16 protein-coding genes are annotated in these 19,785 nt (G+C 61.4%); 12 read left to right on the top strand and 4 right to left on the bottom strand.

From position 1 onward, the window contains the following. The first annotated feature begins 3 nt into the window (after positions 1-3). A complete protein-coding gene (locus AB1462_RS07150; RefSeq protein WP_090403408.1) occupies positions 4-717 on the top strand; it encodes a PP2C family serine/threonine-protein phosphatase in 714 nt (237 codons plus the stop codon). Then, positions 714-1,556, top strand: coding sequence for a serine/threonine-protein kinase (locus AB1462_RS07145; RefSeq protein ID WP_367246456.1), 843 nt, complete (start codon positions 714-716; stop codon positions 1,554-1,556). Before AB1462_RS07150 ends, AB1462_RS07145 begins: the two co-directional genes overlap by 4 nt. Positions 1,557-1,564: 8 nt before the next feature. Here AB1462_RS07145 and AB1462_RS07140 read toward each other — a convergent pair whose 3' ends face one another. Next, positions 1,565-1,894: a DUF6388 family protein gene (locus AB1462_RS07140; RefSeq protein ID WP_090403413.1), complete on the bottom strand. Its 330-nt coding sequence runs from the start codon at positions 1,892-1,894 to the stop codon at positions 1,565-1,567. A gap of 290 nt (positions 1,895-2,184) precedes the next feature. Between AB1462_RS07140 and AB1462_RS07135 the strand changes: the two genes are divergently transcribed. Next, complete coding sequence (locus AB1462_RS07135) at positions 2,185-4,260, top strand: EAL domain-containing protein (protein ID WP_259193092.1); 2,076 nt, start codon at positions 2,185-2,187, stop codon at positions 4,258-4,260. On the opposite strand, the gene AB1462_RS07130 is transcribed toward AB1462_RS07135, so the two are convergent. The 3 genes from AB1462_RS07130 to AB1462_RS07120 are packed head-to-tail and all read right to left on the bottom strand — an operon-like array spanning position 4,257 to position 7,531. Beyond that, positions 4,257-5,090, bottom strand: a complete 834-nt coding sequence (locus tag AB1462_RS07130) for a metal-dependent hydrolase (protein WP_090403417.1) — start codon at positions 5,088-5,090, stop codon at positions 4,257-4,259. The genes AB1462_RS07135 and AB1462_RS07130 overlap by 4 nt on opposite strands. Positions 5,091-5,105: 15 nt before the next feature. After that, positions 5,106-5,996 (bottom strand): SDR family oxidoreductase, encoded by an 891-nt coding sequence (locus AB1462_RS07125; RefSeq protein ID WP_259193091.1) that lies wholly within the window; start codon positions 5,994-5,996, stop codon positions 5,106-5,108. Further along, the gene (locus tag AB1462_RS07120) at positions 5,993-7,531 is read right to left on the bottom strand and encodes a flavin-containing monooxygenase (protein ID WP_367246454.1); all 1,539 of its coding nucleotides are present in this window, start codon (positions 7,529-7,531) and stop codon (positions 5,993-5,995) included. The genes AB1462_RS07125 and AB1462_RS07120 overlap by 4 nt, the downstream gene beginning before the upstream one ends. 275 nt (positions 7,532-7,806) lie before the next feature. Here AB1462_RS07120 and AB1462_RS07115 point away from each other — a divergent pair, with 275 nt between their 5' ends. The 9 genes from AB1462_RS07115 to AB1462_RS07075 all read left to right on the top strand — a co-directional run bounded on the left by AB1462_RS07115 (position 7,807) and on the right by AB1462_RS07075 (position 19,764). Further along, positions 7,807-8,805: an alpha/beta fold hydrolase gene (locus AB1462_RS07115; protein ID WP_367246452.1), complete on the top strand. Its 999-nt coding sequence runs from the start codon at positions 7,807-7,809 to the stop codon at positions 8,803-8,805. A gap of 295 nt (positions 8,806-9,100) precedes the next feature. Further along, positions 9,101-10,381, top strand: a complete 1,281-nt coding sequence (locus AB1462_RS07110) for an alkane 1-monooxygenase (protein WP_259193088.1) — start codon at positions 9,101-9,103, stop codon at positions 10,379-10,381. A gap of 117 nt (positions 10,382-10,498) precedes the next feature. Continuing rightward, a complete protein-coding gene (gene praA / locus AB1462_RS07105) occupies positions 10,499-10,993 on the top strand; it encodes an alkane oxidation protein activator PraA (protein ID WP_090403428.1) in 495 nt (164 codons plus the stop codon). A 123-nt stretch (positions 10,994-11,116) separates the two neighbouring features. Continuing rightward, positions 11,117-11,641, top strand: coding sequence for an alkane oxidation protein activator PraB (gene praB / locus AB1462_RS07100; RefSeq protein WP_259193087.1), 525 nt, complete (start codon positions 11,117-11,119; stop codon positions 11,639-11,641). Between the two features lie 200 nt (positions 11,642-11,841). Then, a complete protein-coding gene (locus AB1462_RS07095; protein ID WP_315338450.1) occupies positions 11,842-13,260 on the top strand; it encodes an outer membrane protein transport protein in 1,419 nt (472 codons plus the stop codon). Positions 13,261-13,553: 293 nt separating this feature from the next. Beyond that, positions 13,554-16,079, top strand: coding sequence for an acyl-CoA dehydrogenase (locus AB1462_RS07090; protein ID WP_090403433.1), 2,526 nt, complete (start codon positions 13,554-13,556; stop codon positions 16,077-16,079). Positions 16,080-16,230: 151 nt separating this feature from the next. Next, a complete protein-coding gene (locus tag AB1462_RS07085; protein ID WP_367246449.1) occupies positions 16,231-17,574 on the top strand; it encodes a 3-oxoacyl-ACP reductase in 1,344 nt (447 codons plus the stop codon). A gap of 4 nt (positions 17,575-17,578) precedes the next feature. Further along, positions 17,579-18,469, top strand: coding sequence for a MaoC/PaaZ C-terminal domain-containing protein (locus AB1462_RS07080; RefSeq protein WP_259193084.1), 891 nt, complete (start codon positions 17,579-17,581; stop codon positions 18,467-18,469). Next, complete coding sequence (locus AB1462_RS07075; protein ID WP_367246448.1) at positions 18,466-19,764, top strand: acetyl-CoA C-acetyltransferase; 1,299 nt, start codon at positions 18,466-18,468, stop codon at positions 19,762-19,764. The genes AB1462_RS07080 and AB1462_RS07075 overlap by 4 nt, the downstream gene beginning before the upstream one ends. Positions 19,765-19,785: the final 21 nt, after the last annotated feature.

Raw genomic sequence — 19,785 nt, 5'->3', positions numbered from 1 at the left:
CAGATGCATGCCGATGGGTGCAGCGCCGGGCGAACGGCGCAAGGCAAGACACGCACGCGCAATGAGGATGCGTTCCTCGACTGCCCCCGGCGCGGTTGTTGGGCGGTAGCCGACGGAATGGGTGGGCATCTGGCTGGGGATGTGGCCAGCCATCGGGTCATCAGCAGCCTCGCGTCGTTGCCCGACCAGGGCAGCTTTGACGAACGGGTCGAGGCCGTACGGCGCTGTTTGCGATGGCTCGACCGTGAAATGGGGCAAACAATTGAGCAAACCAGCGACGGTATCATGGGCAGCACCGTGGTTACGTTGCTGCTCGAAGGCAATCGCGCAGCCTGTATTTGGGTGGGGGATAGCCGTTGCTATCTTTGGCGGGGACAGCGTTTGTACCAATTGTCGCGGGACCATTCCCTATGGCAGCAACTGATGGACAAGCAGCAGTTGAGCCTGCAGCAGGCCCTGGCCCACCCGGATGCGCGGGCCTTGACTCGTGCCATCGGTGGTCGCAAGCCATTGAGCCTGGCGGTGCTGGAATTCAGTACCCAGCCTGGGGATGTGTTTTTGTTGTGCAGCGATGGTTTGTATCAGGGGCTCAGCCATGGCGAGTTGGGCAGTGCCCTGAGCGTGGGGCGGCCTCGCCAGGTAGTGGATCGGTTGTTTGCCGACGTGTTACGGGGGCCGGCTCGGGACGACCTGACGGCCGTGGTGGTCCAGCCATGAGCGCGGTCACCGGCCCGCCGAAACTGCTTGCTGGGCGCTATCACCTTGAGCGGATATTGGGTAGCGGCGGCATGGGAGTGGTCTACCGAGCCCGTGATCTGTTGCACGAGGCGTTCGGCGAGCCCAACGCGTGGGTGGCGCTGAAGCTGTTGGGCGATACGCTCGCCGAATCCCCCGACGGCCATGTATTGCTGTATAGCGAGTTCGCCCTGACCCGCAGCCTGCGCCACGATCACGTGGTCAGGGCGTTTGCTTTCGAGGTCGATACACCGCACCAGGTTGCGTTCTTCACCATGGAGTTGCTGCAGGGCATGACCCTTGATCGCCTGCTCCTGGAGTGCCCGGATGGATTGCCGTGGCGGGAGCTGCAACCGATTGCCTTGCAGCTGTTGGATGCACTGGCTCATGCGCACAAGCAGGGTGTTCTGCATGGCGATGTGAAACCGGCCAACATCATGGTGGGCGAGCAGGGAGTGCGCTTGTTCGATTTCGGCTTGGGTCATGCCGAGACGCAGCAGGCTGCGGGGCTACCGACCTTGAGTCGCAGCCGTTTGAACGCTTGGACGCCTGCGTATGCGGCGCCGGAACTGGTGGCCGGGGGGAATATATCCGCCAGGGCCGACCTGTATGGCGCCGCCTGCGTGATCTATGACCTGGCCCAGGGCCGCCGCCCCGGCGAGTGTCCGCTGGATAAGCGATTGTCCAGGCCTTGGCAATTGCCTCGGCAGTGCTGGCCGGCGTTACGTTCTGCGCTGGCCCTGGACCCTGAGTGCCGAACCATTTCCGTCGAGGAGTTGTGCGAAGCGATGAAGGGACTGCGGCGCCACTGGTTTGTTTAGTGGGCGTGTCAACCGGCCAAATCATGCAACTGGCAGTATTCGGTCCAACTCAATCCGGCCATCTGGGCGACTTCCTTATGGACTTCCAGGCGCTGCGTCTCGAAGTCTGCGGCCGATTGTGCGGTCAGCTTGAGGGTCAACTCCCAGGCAAACAAACCCTGGCGCTCTGCTTCTGCCTCGAAGGCTTCATGCAGCCGCTCGGCGCGGTACTGCTGCAGGGTTTCGCCCTTGGCCTGAGCGGCCAGCGGGTTCAGGGTGTTCAGTTCTGCAGCCACATCAGGATGTTCGTTCAAGAATCGATCCAGCGCGAGCTGGTGGTTATCGCCGGGAGGTGACAAGGGTGTACTCCAAATCATGGGGGATCAGACCTCGGTTTTTGGCCCGAGGTGGGCCATGTGTGCGCAAGACCCACGGATAATAGACATTGAAGCAGATTCCAGGATTGGCCTGGGTCAGAAAATTCAGCTGTTGGAAAAAAAACGGGCTTTACCCTGTCACCCATTGCTGAAAATTCACCGATACCCATGGCAAAAGACTTTCGCTCCCGGTGCCAGGACGTGTAGCGTTAGCCCCGATGTTTCCGACCCTGCCTTCCAAGGGCAGCGGGCGATGGGCAGAGGGATGGGGCATGGCGCAAACGCTGTTCAAACTTTTCTTTACCCAGCGTCTGGCTGCGTTGGCCAGTACCGATTCATTGCGAGCGATCCGCGAAGGGCTGCTGTGGATCTTGCCCTGCCTGTTGGTGTCGGCGGTCTTTCTGATCCTGTCCGAATGCGCTCGGGTGTTGGGCTTTGACCCGCAGGTGGTGACCTTCCTGGCGGGGCTGCACAACCAGATCAGTTCGGTGATTCCATTGCTGGTGGCCGCATCCATTGGGTACATGCTGGCGGTCCAGCACCGCCTGCCGCAATTACCGGTGGCGTTCCTGTGCCTGGCCCATGTGGTATTGGCGACGTTTGTCCTGCGGGAATACCCCCGGGCGTCGGCCACTTTTCTGCTGTTTATTGCTATTGCCTCGCCGCTGCTGAATGTACCGGCGTTGGCCTGGTTGCACCGTTTTCGCTGGACGCGCCTGGTCAACGAAGACTTGCTGGGGCACAACCTGCGAGGCACGATCAATATGGTCGTGCCTGGGGCCATCACCGCCCTGGCGCTGGTGGCGGTGCTGTCCTTGCTGTTGCAGATACCCTATGTGGCGCAGATGCAGGGCCCCCAGGTAATCGATGCGCTGGAGTCGCCCTACGGCAGTGGTTTGTTTGTCACCCTGATGAACTCGCTGTTGTGGTTTTTCGGGGTTCACGGCGTCTATGCCATGCAACCGCTGTTTGATGTGCTGGACCAGGCGGTGGTGCTCAATGGCGCCGCGTTGGCCGCGGGCGAGCCGATCAGGTATGTGTTGAACGGCGGCCTGCTGGGCAGTTTTGCCTTTATCGGAGGCTCGGGCGGCGCGTTGTGTTTGTTGATGGCAGTCCTGCTGTTTTCCAAGAGCCAGTCCATGCGCCTGGTGGCCATGGCGAGCTTGCCGCTCTCGCTGTTCAACGTCAGTGAGGTCCTGCTGTTCGGCCTGCCGATCATCCTGAACCCACGCCTGTTCATTCCGTTTCTGCTGGTGCCTGCGATAAACGCAATGGTGGCGCTTACCGTGGTGCAACTGGGTTGGGTATCCCCGGCGGTGGCCAGCGTGCCGTTTACCGCGCCGGTGCTGCTCAATGCCTACCTGAGTACCCACGGCGACCTGGCGGCAGTCGCGCTGCAAGTGACGCTCCTGGGCCTGGGCACGTTGGTGTACGCACCCTATGTGCGCGCGATTCATCGCCAGGCTGCCGAAGGTGGCACGGTGTACCTCAAATCCCTGGACATGACCTTCCGCGGCCTGGAGGAAAAAGGTCGACTGCGCGAACTGGACCCGGTACTGGCCTCCCACAAGACCCTGGCGCGCCAGGCGAATGAACTGAGCCGTATCCAGCAGATCAGCGATTATGAGTTCTATCTCGAATTCCAGCCGCAGGTCTCGACCCGCACCGGGCTGTGCACTGGCTGCGAAGCGCTGATGCGCGCCCGCGATGCGCAGGGTACGGTGCATTCACCGTGGGAGTTCCTGCAGTGGTTGGCCCAGGCGCGGTTGATGCCGGACGTGGATGTGTGGGTGGCGTCCCAGGCAATTCGCCAGTACCAGAAATGGCAGAAGCTCGGCTTTGCCCTGCCGATGACCATCAATATTTCCAGCGCCACCCTGACCGACGCCGCCTACGGCGAACGCCTGGTGGAGATCCTCGCCCAGGCCCATGGCCAGGTGTCGGTGGAGATCACCGAAGACGCGCTGGTCAGCGACATCCCGGCCACGCGCCAGACCATCCAGAAATTGCAGGCCATCGGCGCGAAGGTCTATATCGATGATTTCGGTACCGGGTTTTCGGCCTTGAGTTACCTGCACCAGTTCCCGGTGGACTTCATCAAGATCGACCGCAGTTTCGTGGTGGCGCAGCACGATCCCAAGGGCGCCCAGGTACTGACCGGCATGCTGCGTTTCTGCGAAGCGCTGAACCTGGGCGTGGTGGTGGAGGGCGTGGAGACCGCCGAGCAGTTGGCCTTCTTGAACACCGGCGCCGAGCTGATTATCCAGGGCTGGTATTTCAGCAAGGCGCTGCCGGGCGATCAGTTGGAAGGCTTTGTGCGCCAGCGTGCGGCCATGGCGCAGGTCTAGTAGCCGCGCTGGGCCTGTTCGATCTCCTCGACCAAGCTATCGATACCCGTCAGGCGTGCACGGTTGTCGTGATCCCAGGGGTGAAAGCCGGGTTTGAAGTAGTGCAGCCACGGCCGCAGCATGCGTGGGAAGACGCCCTTGGGGCCATAAAGAAATTTCAACATGCGCCAGAAGCCCTTGAGGTGCCCACCCGCCTTGCGGTCGGCAATCAACAGACGTACATGGAAATCCAGCACCACCAGCCAGAAGAGCAGCGTGGTGGTGAGCATGGCGCCGGTGCGCAGCAGGTAGCGTTTGGGCCCAGGCTCGATCACTGCATTCCACACATCGAATGCCACGGCTTTGTGTTCGGTTTCTTCCAGGGCATGCCAATACCACATCTGTTGGTAACCCTTGAGCGAATCGCCGAAGCGTGACGGGTCACTGAGCAGGATCTCGGCCAGCATCGCCGTGTAGTGCTCAAGGGCGATGGTGATCGCCAGGTTGAAGGCGGGCGGGAAGTGTTTTTTCTGCAGGTCGAGAATGAATTTAAGCCGACGGTCCAGGGTGTGCGCCGGAAGTCCGGCGGCTTGCATCAGGTCGTTGTAGGCCACATGTTCGCGGCTGTGCATGGCCTCCTGGCCGATAAACCCCTGGATCTGTTTCTTTAGCTCCGGGTTGTCGATGCGTTGACGGTAGTGGCGCACGCTGTCCATGAAAAACAGCTCGCCCTGGGGAAACAGCAGCGACAAGGCATTGAAGAAATGCGTGATGAACGGGCCCTGTTCGTGCCAGTCGGTGATGCGCTCGGCGGGCAGGGCAAAATGGAGGTCGCGGCGGATCGGCAACATGATTCGTGCTCCTGTTCAGAGACGGGGTTCGTCGTTGGTTTCAAACACTGGCCGGCGTTGCTTGGGGGCCATGCGCTTGCTGGCCAGTACCACCAGCGCTTGATAGGCCGCCGGCAGGCAACGGGCGAGCAGGTCGAGGAAATACGCGTCGCGGCCAATCAGCACACGGCGCTTGTTTTTGCGGACGCCTTGCAGGATCACCTTGGCGGCCTGGTCGGCATCGGTGATGAAGAGTTTTTCGAAGTCGGCGCGGGCCTGCTGTTCGCTGTGGATCAGGAAACCGGTCATGTTCGCGTCGATACGGCTGCTGCGGCAGATGTCGGTACGAATGCCGCCGGGGTGCACGCAGGTGGCCGAGACCCCGCAGCGTTGCAGGTCCAGCTCCTGGCGCAGGGCTTCGGTAAAACCGCGCACGGCGAATTTGGTCGCGTTGTAGCCGCTCATGCCGGGCTGGGCAAACAGGCCGAACACACTGGACGTGTTGATCACATGGCCGTCACCGCTGGCCTTGAGGTGCGGCAGGAACGCCTTGGTGCCGTGGACCACACCCCAGAAGTTGATGCCGACGATCCACTCCAGGTCGGCATAGTCCACACCTTCCACGGTGCTCGACAACGCCACCCCGGCATTGTTGAACACCAGGTTGACCTGGCCGTGCTCGGCCACGCAGCGGGCCGCCCACGCTTCCATGGCCTGACGGTCGGACACATCCAGGACTTGCGTGGTGATCGTCACCGGCGCCAGGGTCGAGGTTTTGATCAGTACCTGGGTTTGCTCCAGGCCCTGGGCGTTTTTGTCCGCCAGTGCCAGGTGGCAACCCTCGCGTGCGAGTGCCAGCGCCAGTGCGCGGCCCATGCCGGACGCCGCGCCGGTAATGGCCGCCACGCGACCGTTGAATGACTTCATGAGAGGCTGCCTTCTGCGGTGGAGTGGGGCGCCGTTGCCGGACGGAGTGGAGCATTGAGGGGCAACAGGTCGACCACATAGTCCTTGAGGGCAAACTGCCGGGTGACCCGCTTGAAGCGCCATGTCGAATCGGGCCACAGGGTGGTGTTCTTGCCAGTACGTGGGTCGAGGTACCAGCTCTGGCAACCGCCGGTGCTCCAGATGGTGCGCTTGAGTTGGTCTTGCAGCTGACGGTTGTAGGCCTGTTCCACCGCCGGTTTGACGTCCACCGTGGCGATGCGATGGCGCTGCATCTGCCCAAGCGCGTCGAGGATGTAGGTCACCTGTGCCTCGATCATCAGAATCATCGAGTTATGGCCCAGGCCGGTGTTGGGCCCGATGATCAGAAACAGGTTGGGATAGCCCGGCACCGTGGTGCCTTTATAGGCGTGTGCACCCTCGCGCCAGGTGTCCATCAGGTCTACCCCGTCGCGCCCGATAATGCAGTCCCGGGGCAGTGGGTCGGTGGCCTGGAAGCCGGTGCCGAAGATCAGGCAATCAGCCGGGTGCTTGATACCGTCAGTGGTGATCACGCCGTCGGCTTCGATGCGTAGCACCGGCTCGGTGACCACCTCGACATTGCTGCGCGATAGCGCCGGGTAGTAGTCGTTGGAAATCAGCACGCGCTTGCAGCCGATGGTGTAGTCCGGCGTCAGGGTTTTGCGCAGGGAAGGGCGGGCCACCTGCTTGTGCAGATGGCGTCGAGCGATTTTCTGCACCATTTTCATCAGTCGCGGGTGCAGGGCAAACCCCACCACGCGACCTTCCAGGGCCCAATAAAAGGCAGCGCGCACCAGGCGCTGGGTGAAAGGCAGGTGCTTGAACATCCAGCGTTCGAAGGACGAAATGGCTCGGTCGGGCTTGGGCATGATCCACGGCGGGGTACGTTGGAACAGGTCCAGGTGGGCCACCTGCGGCGCGATCTGCGGCACGAATTGAATGGCACTGGCACCGGTGCCGATCACCGCCACGCGTTTGCCCTTCAAGGAATAGTCGTGGTCCCACTGCTGGGAGTGGAAACGCTTGCCCTTGAAGTGCTCCAGCCCCGGTATATCCGGCAGCGCCGGGCGCGACAGCCCGCCCATGCCCGATACCAGCACCCGCGCGCTCACTTGGCGACCATTACTGAAGCTCAACTGCCAGCGTTGTTGCCGGCCATCGAACACCGCGCGCTCAAGGCCCATGCCGAAACGCAGGTAGGGCGCCAACCCGAAGCGCGCCGCGCAGTGTTCCAGGTAGGCGCGGATTTCCGCTTGCGGCGCGAACTGTCGTGTCCAGTCCGGGTTGGGCGCAAAGGAAAACGAATACACATGAGACTGCACATCGCAGGCGCAACCGGGGTAGTGATTGTCCCGCCAGGTGCCGCCGAGGGTATCGGCCTGCTCGGCGACAAAGAAGTCGCTGAACCCCGCTTCCTTGAGCTTGATGGCCATACACAGGCCGGCAAAGCCCGAGCCGATGATGGCGATGTCGATGGAATCAGTGTGGGCATTCATAGGCGGTCCTTCATGGGCATCGGATGTGCTCCTGTTTTTGTTGTGTCTTTAGATAGAACACCATTGCAAAGGAAAATTGAATTAATTATTTTAAAAAAGATTTTAAATAATCTACCTGAAAATATCGCCTACGCTAGGACCTTGTTCCTTATGTGCGACTTGTCCGACGGACGAGCGTAGTACGCACGCCGTTCAGGTCCAGGGTGTGGACGTTGGCCGAGGCCTTGACCAATTCCGGTCAGGTCGCCGGCAACAGGGAAGCTGAGGACCGAGCTATGGCTGTGCAATGGTTGATTGTGGCGGGTGTACTGGTGGGGGCGAGCGCCGTGTTGTGGGGCTTCAGCACCTGGATGACGCGGCGCATCGAAGCCGCTGTCCCCATCAACGGGCGCTTCGTGGAGGTGGAGGGCGAGCGCTTTCATTATGTCGAAGAGGGCAAGGGCCCGCCGCTGGTGATGATTCACGGGCTGATGGGCAGCAGTCGCAACCTGACCTATGCCTTGTCCGGCCAATTGCGTGAGCACTTTCGGGTGATCACCCTCGACCGTCCCGGGTCGGGTTATTCCACGCGGCATAAAGCTACGGCTGCGGACTTGCCGGCCCAGGCGCGGCAAGTCGCGGCCTTTATCAACACGCTTGGCCTGGACAAGCCTGTGGTGCTGGGGCATTCCCTCGGCGGCGCGATTTCCCTGGCCCTGGCCCTCGATCATCCCGAGGCTGTATCGGGCCTGGTGCTGGTGGCACCGTTGACCCATCCCCAACCCACATTGCCGCTGGTGTTCTGGTCGCTGGCGGTGCGACCGGCCTGGCTGCGACGCTTTGTAGCCCACACGCTCACCGTGCCCATTGGCCTGCTGACCCGACGTTCGGTGGTCAAGGGCGTGTTTGCGCCGGACCCCGCTCCCGAGGACTTCGCCACCCAGGGCGGCGGCTTGCTGGGTATGCGTCCCGACAACTTTTACGCCGCCTCCAGCGAGATTGTGTTGGTCAACGACTACCTGCCTGGGATGGTCAAGCGCTACCCGCAACTGACCCTGCCCATCGGCCTTATCTATGGCGCGCGGGACAAGGTGCTGGACTTTCGCCAGCATGGCCAGGCCCTCGCCGACAAAGTGCCAGGCCTCAAGCTGCAAGTGGTGGAAGGGCGCGGCCACATGCTGCCGATTACCGCCACGGCGCGGGTGGTCGAGGCCGTATTGCACGTGGCCAAGCGCGTGCGCCCAGTGGAAACGGCCACGGTCCTGCATCCGCCCTTTGCCTTGGCGAACAAATAATCGTGGCCCTCATTGTGGGGGCGAACGTCGCAAATGCTTGCCCTAGAGACCTGACTAAACGGCTGAAAAAGAGACTGCTCGGTCACGCCCAAAAGGCCTTGAAAAAGTAGTTGACGACCTAACGATTCCGCGTTATTTATTTAAAAAAAATATTTCAATATTTATTTTGAAATGATTTTTGAAATGCCTAAGAGCGAATAACAATGAAAAAAACGTCTTTTATCGCATGGTTGATTTCCCGGAGCATCCAGCGCTCCTTGAACCTGTTTTCCGCCTGCCTGCCCCGGAGGCTGCCATGAACCAGACTCTGGCAGCACCCAGCGTTTGGACCGACGGCAAGCGCCATCTGTGGTGGTTGGGCATCATGCCATTGGCCACCCCGCTGTTGTCCGGCGCGCTCGCCATTACCACCGGCATCCAGCAACTGTGGTGGGTGGGTGTACTGGTGATCTTTGGCCTGATCCCCCTGATCGACGGCCTGCTCGGCGAAGACGTCAGCAACCCGCCCGAATCTGCCGTCAACCACCTTGAATCCCAACGCTACTACCGCTGGATCGTCTACACCGGCGTGCTGTTCGTCATCTCGTCGGTGGTCATTACCGGTTGGCTGGCCGCCGGCGGCATCGACTGGATCATCCAGGGTGGCCTGCTGCACGCCACCGCCAACCTTGAGCCTTCCAGCTGGCTGGCCCACGCCGCCGGTTACATCACCGACCGTACGCAACTGCATGGCGAACCGAGCTGGTTTACCTACCTGGGCATGGCCATGTCGACGGGGGCCGCCACCGGCATTGCCATCAACACCGCCCATGAACTCGGGCACAAGCCCAATGCCCTGGAAGTGTTCCTGGCCAAGGTCACGCTGGCACCGACGTTCTACGGGCACTTCTACACCGAACACAACCGTGGCCATCACGTGCGCGTCGCCACGCCGGAAGACCCGGCCAGCTCACGCCTGGGTGAGAGTTTCTGGGCCTTCCTGCCGCGTTCGGTGTGGTTCAGTGCACGCTCGGCATGGAACCTGGAGCGCGAGCGCCTGCGCAAACTCGGCCTGCCGGCCTGGCATTGGAAAAACGCTGTACTCAGTGCCTGGATGTACAGCGTGGTGTTGTGGGGCGCGATGATTGCCTGGCTGGGGGCGGCGGTGATTCCGTTCCTGATTATCCAGGGCATTTACGGCTTCTCGTTGCTGGAAGTGGTGAACTATGTGGAGCACTACGGCCTTAAACGTCAGAAGTTGCCTAACGGTCGTTATGAGCGTTGTTCGCCTCGGCACTCCTGGAACAGTAACCGGATTGTCACCAATATCTTTCTGTTCCAGTTGCAGCGGCACTCCGATCACCATGCCAATCCCACGCGTAGTTATCAGTCATTGCGCCACTTCGAGGAGTCACCGCAACTGCCTTATGGCTACGCGAGCATGATTGTCTGGGCGTATGTGCCGTACTTGTGGCGGCGGCGCATGGACCATCGCGTCCTTAATCACTATGCCGGGGATATCACCCTGACCAATCTTCAACCTTCACAGCGTTTGAAGTACCTGGAGAAGTACAGCGGCAGTGCCAAGCCGTTTTGATCTGAAGTAACACTTAGTTTTGTTGTGTGCTCGGGGCCTGATTGCCGCGCAGGATTTTATCGCCCAGAGAAAGTGCTTTGACCCGAACAAAAATAATTAAAGGGAAGGACGTACACCATGCAAACACCTGCCAAGTTCACCACCCATATTGTATTGGCCGCGTTGGGCCTGATCGCCTATCAGCAGGCTCAGGCCGCACGCATCGAACCGGCCGGCAGCGCCTTTACCGCCCAAGGCCCGATCAGCTTTTCCAAAGGCGCGCTGATCAGCGCCGATTGCACCATCAAGGTGGCCGGCAAGGTCGCTGCGGATGGTTCCTCGGTCAATGTCGACAAAGTCGACTTCGACGGCGGCCTCAAATGCAGCCGGGTCGAAGCCATCAACTTGCCGTGGATACTGGTCGCCAAAGATACCAAGAGCGGTTCCATGTCGAAGATCAGCGTCGATGTTCACGCCTTCGGCCTGGGCGGCAAGTGCGGGCCTTCTACCGCCGATGGCACCTGGGATAACGCCACCGGCAAGTTGGAAGCGGCCAATGTACCGATTGGCGAAGACTGCAAGATCAAGACGGTGTCAATCAAGATGCCACCGAACTTCAAAGTTGTTGAATAACGTGCTGCGGTAATTGAATTGAAATTTGGCTGGAAAGGGAAGTTCTGCAGTTTCACCGTGACCTCTCGTTCATGGCCATTACCCCTGGCGAAATGAATTCGCCATAACATGTGAGGAAAAACAATGAAAAGTTTGAAAACCCTCGTATCGTTGTCTGCTTTGGCTGTTTGCATGGGTGCTGCTTCGATGGCGAATGCTGTCAGTCTCAGCCCACTCAACACTGGGTTCACGGCTGCTGGTACGATTACCGTCAAATCTCCAACTTCGTTCCAAGCGGCGATTACGTGTGATGTGACCTTTACCGGGAATGTCGACGGTGTCGGTAAAGGTCAGATTACCGGTGTCGTGGTCGGCGGCTCTAATGATCTGTGCCACCGTCCAGTGATTACTGGCACACCTTGGGTCTTGAGCGCTACCAGTCTGTCGGGTGTCGTTGCGGCCGGGAATGTCACCGGTGTTGGATACAACATTACCCTTCCACCGTTGCCTGCAACCGCTTGTGGTCCTTCGACTATCACAGTCGGTTATAACAACACTTCACACGTCCTGACGGCAACCAATCAACCGTTGGCTCCAAACTGCACAGTGCAAAACTTGAGCGTGACCGTTACCTCGGCCACCTCCACTCCTATCACCGTTGTTCCTTGATGTTTATTTAAGAACTAAGGGTTGATCACCCGCTAAAGGGCAGGCGCCTATAACAGGGCGTCTGCTGTCTATATCTATCTCTGTGATGGCTTTAAAGAACGTTGCTGTAATGAGTGTTTATTCGATGTGGACATAACTGAAAAGGCCGCGGAACAAGGCATTCCGGTAATGCCGATGCTTAAAATAATAAGGAGTGGTAAATGAATAATAAAAAACAACACGCTCGCACATTATTGGGGCTGGCAGTACTCAGCGGGATGGTCGCTGCCGGATCCGTACAAGCCGGTGGCTTCGCTACCCCTACGTTCGGCGCGGAAGGTTGGGGGCGTGCATTTGGCGGTGGTTCAATGTTCAAAGACGACCCGTCAGCGGCCTACAACAACCCTGCGGCGATGGCGTTCATTGATCACAACATTGCGCAATTCAACATCGATTACGCGCGTATCAATATCAAGTACAAAGGCACCGCCAAGGATTACGCCGGTAATGATCCAGCCAAAGTCACCCTTGACCCACTGACGGGTGCCGTTTCCTCTGAACCTCGTACAGGTGACGGAGGGCAGGGTGGTTTCACTGCCTGGTTGCCGACCGGTTTTGCGGTGATGCCGCTGGGTGACCGTTTTGCCTTCGGTCTCAGTCAGGTCGTGCCGATGGGCGCGCGCACCACTTGGGATGACGATTGGATCGGCCGTGACTTCGCCGTCGACACGCGGATCGAAACGGTGGGGGTAACCGGTTCCCTGTCCTTCAAGGTCAATGATGAGTTCTCTGTCGGCGCCGGCGCCATCGTCCAGCACACTAAAGGCTTCGTCAGCCAGAACGTCGACTTGTTTGCCGCTGCGGCCCTGTCGCCCAACATAGGTGTTCCCTTTCCTTCTGGCGCGGGATACACGCTGATGCGCGTGAAGGTGGACAATACCTCGGTAGGCTGGTTCGCAGGCTTGGCCTGGAAGCCTACGCCGCAAGACACTATTGGCCTTAACTACCACGCCAAGATCAAGAACAAGCTGGAGGGCAAATACAGCATTTACGCGGACCCGCTTTCTTCGGGGCTGATCGACTCCGGTCTTGTCGAGGCTGCCTATCCTGGGCTCACACTGAATAACAACGGAGCCAAAGCCACCACTCAACTGGACGTTCCCGCTAACGCCTCCGTTGACTGGGTGCACCAGTTCACCGACCGATTCACCCTCGGTGCCAGCGTCACCTGGACCCAGTGGTCATCGTTCAAGAACCTGACCTTGAAATCTGAGGGCACGACCATTGTTGCCATCCCTTATAACTACAAGGACGCCTGGATGGTCTCCCTCGGCGGTGACTACAAGCTCACCGACGATTTTACCCTGCGTGCCGGTGTCGCCACCGACCAGACGCCAACGCGCAATTCCACACGCGATCCGCGTATCCCGGACGGAGACCGGATCTTCACGTCCCTGGGGTTTGGCTACAAAATCCGCGCCATTCCAGGCCTGGGTATCGACGGGTCGTACTCCCACCAGTTCGTAGAGAAGGCCAAACTGCAGACGCATAACCAGGACCGCCTGGGTGGGGCAACCCTGGATGGCAAGGCCGATGCCTATGGGGACGTTGTCAGCCTGGGCTTAACCTACGAGTTCTGATGCGCCGCTGCCGAGCGCAATACCGGTGTAAACCTGCCGTCAGCGCATCTTTCTGCACGGTTTCACACCGGTCATGCATCGACGGGTTGCCCGCGCGACCCGTTCCGATTTTCTCATCCCATCAACCCATCAGGCTGACCCATTCAGCCGCCAATTTTTTCGCCAAAGCATTAAATAAAAATTTCAAAACAAAATTTGAATTTAGCTTTCCAAGTTTGTAGTGTGGCTTTACGCCGCAGGTCAATCCGACCTTCCGCACGTAAACCACGCCCTGAATCGAGTAGAGGTATCCCATGGTTATCTGGTTATTGGTGGGTTTCGCAGCTGCGATTGCCCTGGCGTATCGACAAGCCGCCGCCACCTTGTGGTTGGGCGCTGGCTTGGTCTGGTTGGCGATTGGTTACCTGTTCAACGTAGTGGTGGCTTTCGGCGCCACCGTCGCAGCAGTGCTGGTGGTGTTACCGGCGCTGTTGATGACCCTTAAACCGCTGCGCCGCACGCTGTTGACCAGCAAGGCCCTCAACCTGTTTCGCACGATCATGCCGGCGATGTCCGACACCGAACGCGCCGCTATCGAGTCCGGCACGGTGTGGTGGGACGCTGAGCTGTTCAGCGGCCAACCCGACTGGCAGCGCCTGCTGCAAGCGGCCCCGGCGAGCCTGAGCGCCGAGGAGCAAGCCTTCCTCGACAATGAAGTGGAAACCCTGTGCGACATCGCCAACGACTGGGAAACCACCCAGGTCTGGCAGGACATGTCCCCCGAAGGCTGGCAGTACACCAAGGACGCCGGCTTTCTCGGCATGATCATTCCCAAGCAGTACGGCGGCAAAGGCTTCTCCCACTACGCCCATTCCCAGGTGGTGATGAAACTCTCGACGCGCTGCTCGGCGGCGGCGATTTCGGTGATGGTGCCCAACTCCCTGGGCCCGGCCGAACTGCTGCTGCACTACGGCACCGACGCCCAGCGCAATTACTACCTGCCGCGTTTGGCGCGGGGTGAAGACATCCCGTGCTTTGCCCTGACCAGCCCGTATGCCGGCTCTGATGCCGGGGCGATTCCAGATCTGGGCATCGTCTGCAAAGGCACCCATGAAGGCCAGGAAGTGCTGGGGTTTCGCGTGACCTGGGACAAGCGCTATATCACCCTGGGGCCGATCGCCACCGTGCTTGGCCTGGCGTTTCGTGCCGAAGACCCGGACGGTTTGCTGGGGCCGAAAGGTTCGCTCGGCATCACCTGCGCCCTGATTCCTACCTCCCACCCCGGCGTGAACAGCGGCCGTCGCCACTGGCCGCTCAACGCGGTGTTCCAGAACGGTCCGACCACCGGCAAGGATGTGTTTATCCCGCTGGAATGGGTTATCGGTGGCCGCGAGCAAGTCGGCAACGGCTGGCGCATGTTGATGGAGTGCCTGGCCGCCGGCCGGGCGATTTCGCTGCCATCGGCCAACGTCGGCCTCGGCAAGGTCGCGGTGCGCGGTACCACGGCCTACGCGGCGATGCGTAAACAGTTCGGCCTGCCCATCGGCAAGTTCGAAGGCGTGCAGGCGCCGCTGGCGCGTATGGCCGGGCACCTGTATGCCTGCGATGCGGTGCGCAAGGTCTCGGTGGCGTCCCTGGATGCCGGTGAGAAACCCTCGGTGATCTCGGCCATCGCCAAGTACCACGTCACCGAACGCGCGCGGATGATCGTCAACGACGGCATGGACATTGTTGCCGGCAAGGGCATCTGCATGGGCCCCAATAACTTCCTGGCTCGCGCCTACCAGCAAAGCCCCATCGCGATTACGGTGGAAGGCGCGAACATCATGACGCGCTGCCTGATCATCTTTGGCCAGGGCCTGATCCGCTGCCATCCCTATGTATTCCGCGAAATGGAAGCCGCCCGCAACCCGGACCGGCGCAAGGCGCTGGAAGCGTTCGACAGCGCGATGTTCGGCCATGTGAGTTTCGTGCTGGCCAACACCGTACGTGCGGCGGTGCATTCTCTGACCGGCGGGCGCCTGATTTCCGTACCGGCCAAGACCGACCCCGCGCTGGCGTCCTACTATCGCCAGGCCAATCGTCTGTCGGTGGTGTTGGCGCTGGTCTCGGATATTTCCATGGGCGTGCTGGGCGGTGCCCTCAAGCGCAAGGAAAGTATCACCGGGCGCTTGGGCGATATTCTGTCGCAGCTGTACATCCTGTCTTGCGTGCTCAAGCGCTTTGAGGACGACGGCCGACCCCAGGCAGACCTGCCGCTGGTGCACTGGGCGGCACAGGACGCGTTGCTGCGTGCCCATGAAGCCCTCGCCGAAGTGCTGGATAACTACCCCTCCACAACAGCGGCTGCGGTGCTGCGAGGTTTGACGTTCCCGTTCGGTATCCCGCTGCGCAAACCCTCGGATCACCTGCTGGCCCAGGTGGCCGATGTGGTGCAGACCCCCGGCGAAACCCGCGACCGCCTGCTGGCCAATTCCTACATTCCACGCCCGGAAATCGACAAGCTGGCCTACGGCGAATTGGGCTTTCGCCTGTTGCCGCAGGTGGAGCTGATCGACGCTCGACTCAAGCCGGCCATCAAGCAAGGCCTGCTCGAACCGATGCCGATCTCCACCACGGCCTTTACCGGCTGGCGCGTCAAGGCACGGGCGCTGGACCTGATCAGCGACGACGAAGATGCCTTGCTGGCGCGCTATGTGGAATACGCCGACCACGCTATCCAGGTGGATGACTTCCCCCAGGACTTCGGTTTGCTGGAGGCGTTGCAGCAGCGCAAACAGGCGTTGGAACCGGCGCCCAAGCGCCGAACCGCCCAAGGTGAAAACGCCTCGGTCAACTAGGACAAACGCGGTCAGTGTGGGAGGGGGCTTGCTCCCGATAGCAATCCATCAGTCGCCGGCTCATTGGCTGAATCACCGCTATCGGGGGCAAGCCCCCTCCCACATTGGATCGGGTTTACAAGGTCAGAATGTGTTGTGAGTGAATGCGGATATGAGTGACAGCTACCTATCGTTCGTCAATTCCCCCTGGGGCCGTCGCCTGGCCCAGGCGGTGGGCTTGCCTCAGCCCGTGCCGTTGCAGCGCCATCGCAGCGGCCAGCCAGGCCTGGTCAACCCGGTGATTGTCGCCGGGGCAGGGCGCCTGGTTGCGCAGGTGCAACAGGTTTTCAGCGCCACCGACACGGTCACCGCCACCCCGGCGACGCCTAAGGCGCCGTCCACGGTCAAGGTGCAGGGTGCGGTGTTCGACGCCAGCGCTGTGGTCGACCTGAAACAGCTGGATGAGCTGTACGAATTCTTTCACGCCAACGCCAAACGCCTCGGCCAGCACGGTCGCGTGGTGGTGTTGGGCACGGCGCCCGAACACTGCGCGAACTTGCCCCAGGCCATCGCCCAGCGTGCCCTCGAAGGGCTGGTGCGCTCGCTGGCCAAGGAGCTGCGCCGCGCGATCACCGTGCAGTTGATCTACGTCGCGCCGGGTGCCGAAGCGGCGTTGGACAGCAGCCTGCGTTTCTTCCTGTCGCGCCGCTCGGCCTACGTCTGCGGGCAGGTGGTGCGGGTGGAAAAACCGGTGGACGGTCACCCCAGCGTCAACTGGGATAAACCCTTCGCCGGCCGACGCGCGCTGGTTACCGGGGCTTCCCGTGGCATCGGCCTAGCCATCGCCCAGGTACTCGCCCGCGATGGCGCCCATGTGGTCTGCGTGGACGTGCCCCAGGCCCAGGCATCGCTGCAACAGGCGGCCGCCAGTGTGGACGGTTCGGCGCTGCCATTGGACATCACGGCGGCGGATGCCGCTGCACAGCTTCAAGCCCATGTCAGCCAATACGGCGCCTTCGACGTGGTAGTGCACAACGCCGGGATCACCCGCGACAAGACCATTGCCAAGATGACTGAAGCGGCCTGGCGCAGTGTGCTGGCGGTCAACCTCGAAGCTCCGTTGCACCTGAGCGACGCCCTGTTGGAATGCCAGGGTCTGAACCCCGGCGGGCGCATCGTGTGTGTGTCGTCGATCTCCGGCATTGCCGGCAACCTCGGGCAAAGCAACTACGCCACCTCCAAGGCCGGCGTGATTGGTCTGGTGCAAGGCCTGGCGCCGCGTGCGGCGGCGGCACAGGTCACGGTGAATGCGGTGGCGCCGGGATTTATCGAGACCCAGATGACCGCAAGAATCCCGCTGATGATTCGCGAAGCGGGGCGGCGCATGAACTCGATGTCCCAAGGCGGGCAGCCGATCGATGTGGCCGAAACCATTGCCTGGCTGGCGCACCCTGCATCGGGCGGGGTCAACGGTCAGGTCGTGCGCGTGTGCGGCCAAAGCCTGCTGGGAGCCTGAGTCCATGGACTACGTGACGCAGATCGTCGACCCACCGCCATCGCGCACGCGCCTGCTGCTGGACGGCGTGCGTGGCCTGCGCAAACCCAAGCTCGAGGGCGCACCGCTGTTGCCCAAGGAGCGCCTGGTGCGCTCGGCGGTGGAATTGTCTGCTGCGGGCATTTCGGCTTACGGCCGTGCCTGTGGCTTTCGCCGCGAGCAGGGCGTGCCGCTGTCCTACCCCCATGTGCTGGCGTTCCCCCTGCACCTGATGCTGCTGACCCGTCCGAGTTTTCCGTACCCGGCCAGCGGCATGGTGCACCTGGCCAACCGTATCCGACAGCACCAGCGCCTGCATGAAGGCCAGGCGCTGCGCCTGGAAGTCTTTTGCGAACGCTGGGTGGCCCATGCCAAGGGCCAGGCGCTGAGCATCGCCACCCGTGCCTACAGCAGCGGCACCCTGGTGTGGGAAAGCGACAGCCTGTACCTGCGCCGCGAGGTGAAAGGTCCCGTCGGCGAGCCGTGGGAGGACGCGCTGGCGTTGCAGGAGGAGGGCCTGTTGCGCACCCAGCGCTGGATGCTGCCCGCCGACCTGGGCCGGCGTTTTGCCAAGGTCTCGGGGGACTTCAACCCGATCCACACCTCACTGATCGGCGCCAGGCTCTTCGGCTTTCGCCGCGCCATCGCCCATGGCATGTGGACCCTCGGCCGCGCATTGGCCGCTCAACAACCGCCCGGTGGCCTGGATCAGGCCCAAGCCCATTGCGACTTCAAACTGCCGATCTTTTTGCCCGGCCAGGTCGCTCTGTGGCAGCACCCCGTGAGCGGCCCGCGCCGCGAATTCGAAGTGCGCAATTTCGCCGGCGACAAACCGCATATGCGCGGGCTATTTGTCTGGAATGAGAGCCATCCATGAGTGACTACAGCTTCAACCCGTCCCCGACCCGCCGCGTGGCGATTATCGGCGGCAACCGCATCCCGTTTGCCCGTTCCAACACGGTGTACGCCCACGACAGCAACCAGGACCTGCTGGTGGCGGCGCTGCAAGGCCTGGTCGACCGTTACAACCTGCACGGCCAGCGTCTGGGCGAGTTTGCCGCCGGCGCGGTGATAAAGCATTCGCGGGATTTCAACCTGGCGCGTGAGTCGCTGTTGTCGACCACCTTGTCGCCGCAGACCCCGGCCTACGATGTGCAGCAAGCCTGCGGCACCGGCCTGGAAGCGGCCTTGCTGGTGGCGAATAAAATCGCCCTCGGCCAGATCGAGGTGGGCATCGCCGGTGGTGCCGACACCACCTCCGACGCGCCCATCGGCATCAATGAATCCCTGCGCCACACCTTGCTTGCGGCCAACCGCGCCAAGGGCATGGGCGACACGTTGAAGGCGTTGCTGAAGGTGCGTCCGTCGATGTTGTTCAAGCCACTGTTGCCGCGCAATGGTGAGCCGCGCACCGGCTTGTCCATGGGCGAGCATTGCGAGGCAATGGCCCAGCGCTGGCAGATCAAGCGCCTGGCCCAGGATGAGCTGACCCTCACCAGCCACCAGCGCCTGGATGCCGCTTATCAGCGCGGTTTCTTCGACGACCTGATCAGCCCCCATCGCGGCCTGGCGCGGGACAACAACCTGCGCGCCGACGCCAGCCTGGAGAAACTCGCCGGGCTGTCCCCGGCCTACGACCGCCAGAACGGCACTCTCACGGCGGGCAACTCCACGCCACTGACAGATGGCGCCTCGGTGGTGCTGCTGGCCAGCGAAGAATGGGCGACCGCCAATGGCTGGCCGGTGTTGGCCTACCTGCGCACGGGCGAGACGGCGGCGGTGAATTTTGTCGACGGCAGCGAAGGCCTGCTGATGGCCCCGGCCTACGCCGTACCGCGCATGCTCAAGCGCGAAGGGCTGAGTTTCGCCGACTTCGATTTCTTCGAGATCCACGAAGCGTTTGCTGCCCAGGTGCTGTGCACGCTCAAGGCCTGGGAAGACGCCGATTACTGTCGCGAGCGCCTGGGTCTGGACGCGCCGCTGGGGGCCATCGACCGCGCCAAAATGAACGTCAATGGCGGCTCCCTCGGCTGCGGCCACCCGTTTGCCGCCACCGGTGGCCGGCAGTTGGCGGCGCTGGCCAAGGCCATTCACGAACGGGGCGGCGGTCGCGGCCTGATTTCCATCTGCGCGGCGGGCGGGCTGGGCATTACCGCCATCGTCGAAAAGTAGCGCTATCAAAAACAACAATAA

This window comes from Pseudomonas sp. SB113, from assembly GCF_040754745.1.
Classification (GTDB): Bacteria; Pseudomonadota; Gammaproteobacteria; order Pseudomonadales; family Pseudomonadaceae; genus Aquipseudomonas; species Aquipseudomonas grimontii.
This window is presented reverse-complemented; position numbering and strand designations above follow the sequence as displayed.

Coding starts and splice junctions, on each gene's coding strand:
- AB1462_RS07150 (WP_090403408.1), top strand. CDS start 4: ATGCATGCCGATGGGTGCAGCGCCGGGCGAACGGCGCAAGGCAAGACA.
- AB1462_RS07145 (WP_367246456.1), top strand. CDS start 714: ATGAGCGCGGTCACCGGCCCGCCGAAACTGCTTGCTGGGCGCTATCAC.
- AB1462_RS07135 (WP_259193092.1), top strand. CDS start 2,185: ATGGCGCAAACGCTGTTCAAACTTTTCTTTACCCAGCGTCTGGCTGCG.
- AB1462_RS07130 (WP_090403417.1), bottom strand. CDS start 5,090: ATGTTGCCGATCCGCCGCGACCTCCATTTTGCCCTGCCCGCCGAGCGC.
- AB1462_RS07125 (WP_259193091.1), bottom strand. CDS start 5,996: ATGAAGTCATTCAACGGTCGCGTGGCGGCCATTACCGGCGCGGCGTCC.
- AB1462_RS07120 (WP_367246454.1), bottom strand. CDS start 7,531: ATGAATGCCCACACTGATTCCATCGACATCGCCATCATCGGCTCGGGC.
- AB1462_RS07115 (WP_367246452.1), top strand. CDS start 7,807: ATGGCTGTGCAATGGTTGATTGTGGCGGGTGTACTGGTGGGGGCGAGC.
- AB1462_RS07110 (WP_259193088.1), top strand. CDS start 9,101: ATGAACCAGACTCTGGCAGCACCCAGCGTTTGGACCGACGGCAAGCGC.
- praA (WP_090403428.1), top strand. CDS start 10,499: ATGCAAACACCTGCCAAGTTCACCACCCATATTGTATTGGCCGCGTTG.
- praB (WP_259193087.1), top strand. CDS start 11,117: ATGAAAAGTTTGAAAACCCTCGTATCGTTGTCTGCTTTGGCTGTTTGC.
- AB1462_RS07095 (WP_315338450.1), top strand. CDS start 11,842: ATGAATAATAAAAAACAACACGCTCGCACATTATTGGGGCTGGCAGTA.
- AB1462_RS07090 (WP_090403433.1), top strand. CDS start 13,554: ATGGTTATCTGGTTATTGGTGGGTTTCGCAGCTGCGATTGCCCTGGCG.
- AB1462_RS07085 (WP_367246449.1), top strand. CDS start 16,231: ATGAGTGACAGCTACCTATCGTTCGTCAATTCCCCCTGGGGCCGTCGC.
- AB1462_RS07080 (WP_259193084.1), top strand. CDS start 17,579: ATGGACTACGTGACGCAGATCGTCGACCCACCGCCATCGCGCACGCGC.
- AB1462_RS07075 (WP_367246448.1), top strand. CDS start 18,466: ATGAGTGACTACAGCTTCAACCCGTCCCCGACCCGCCGCGTGGCGATT.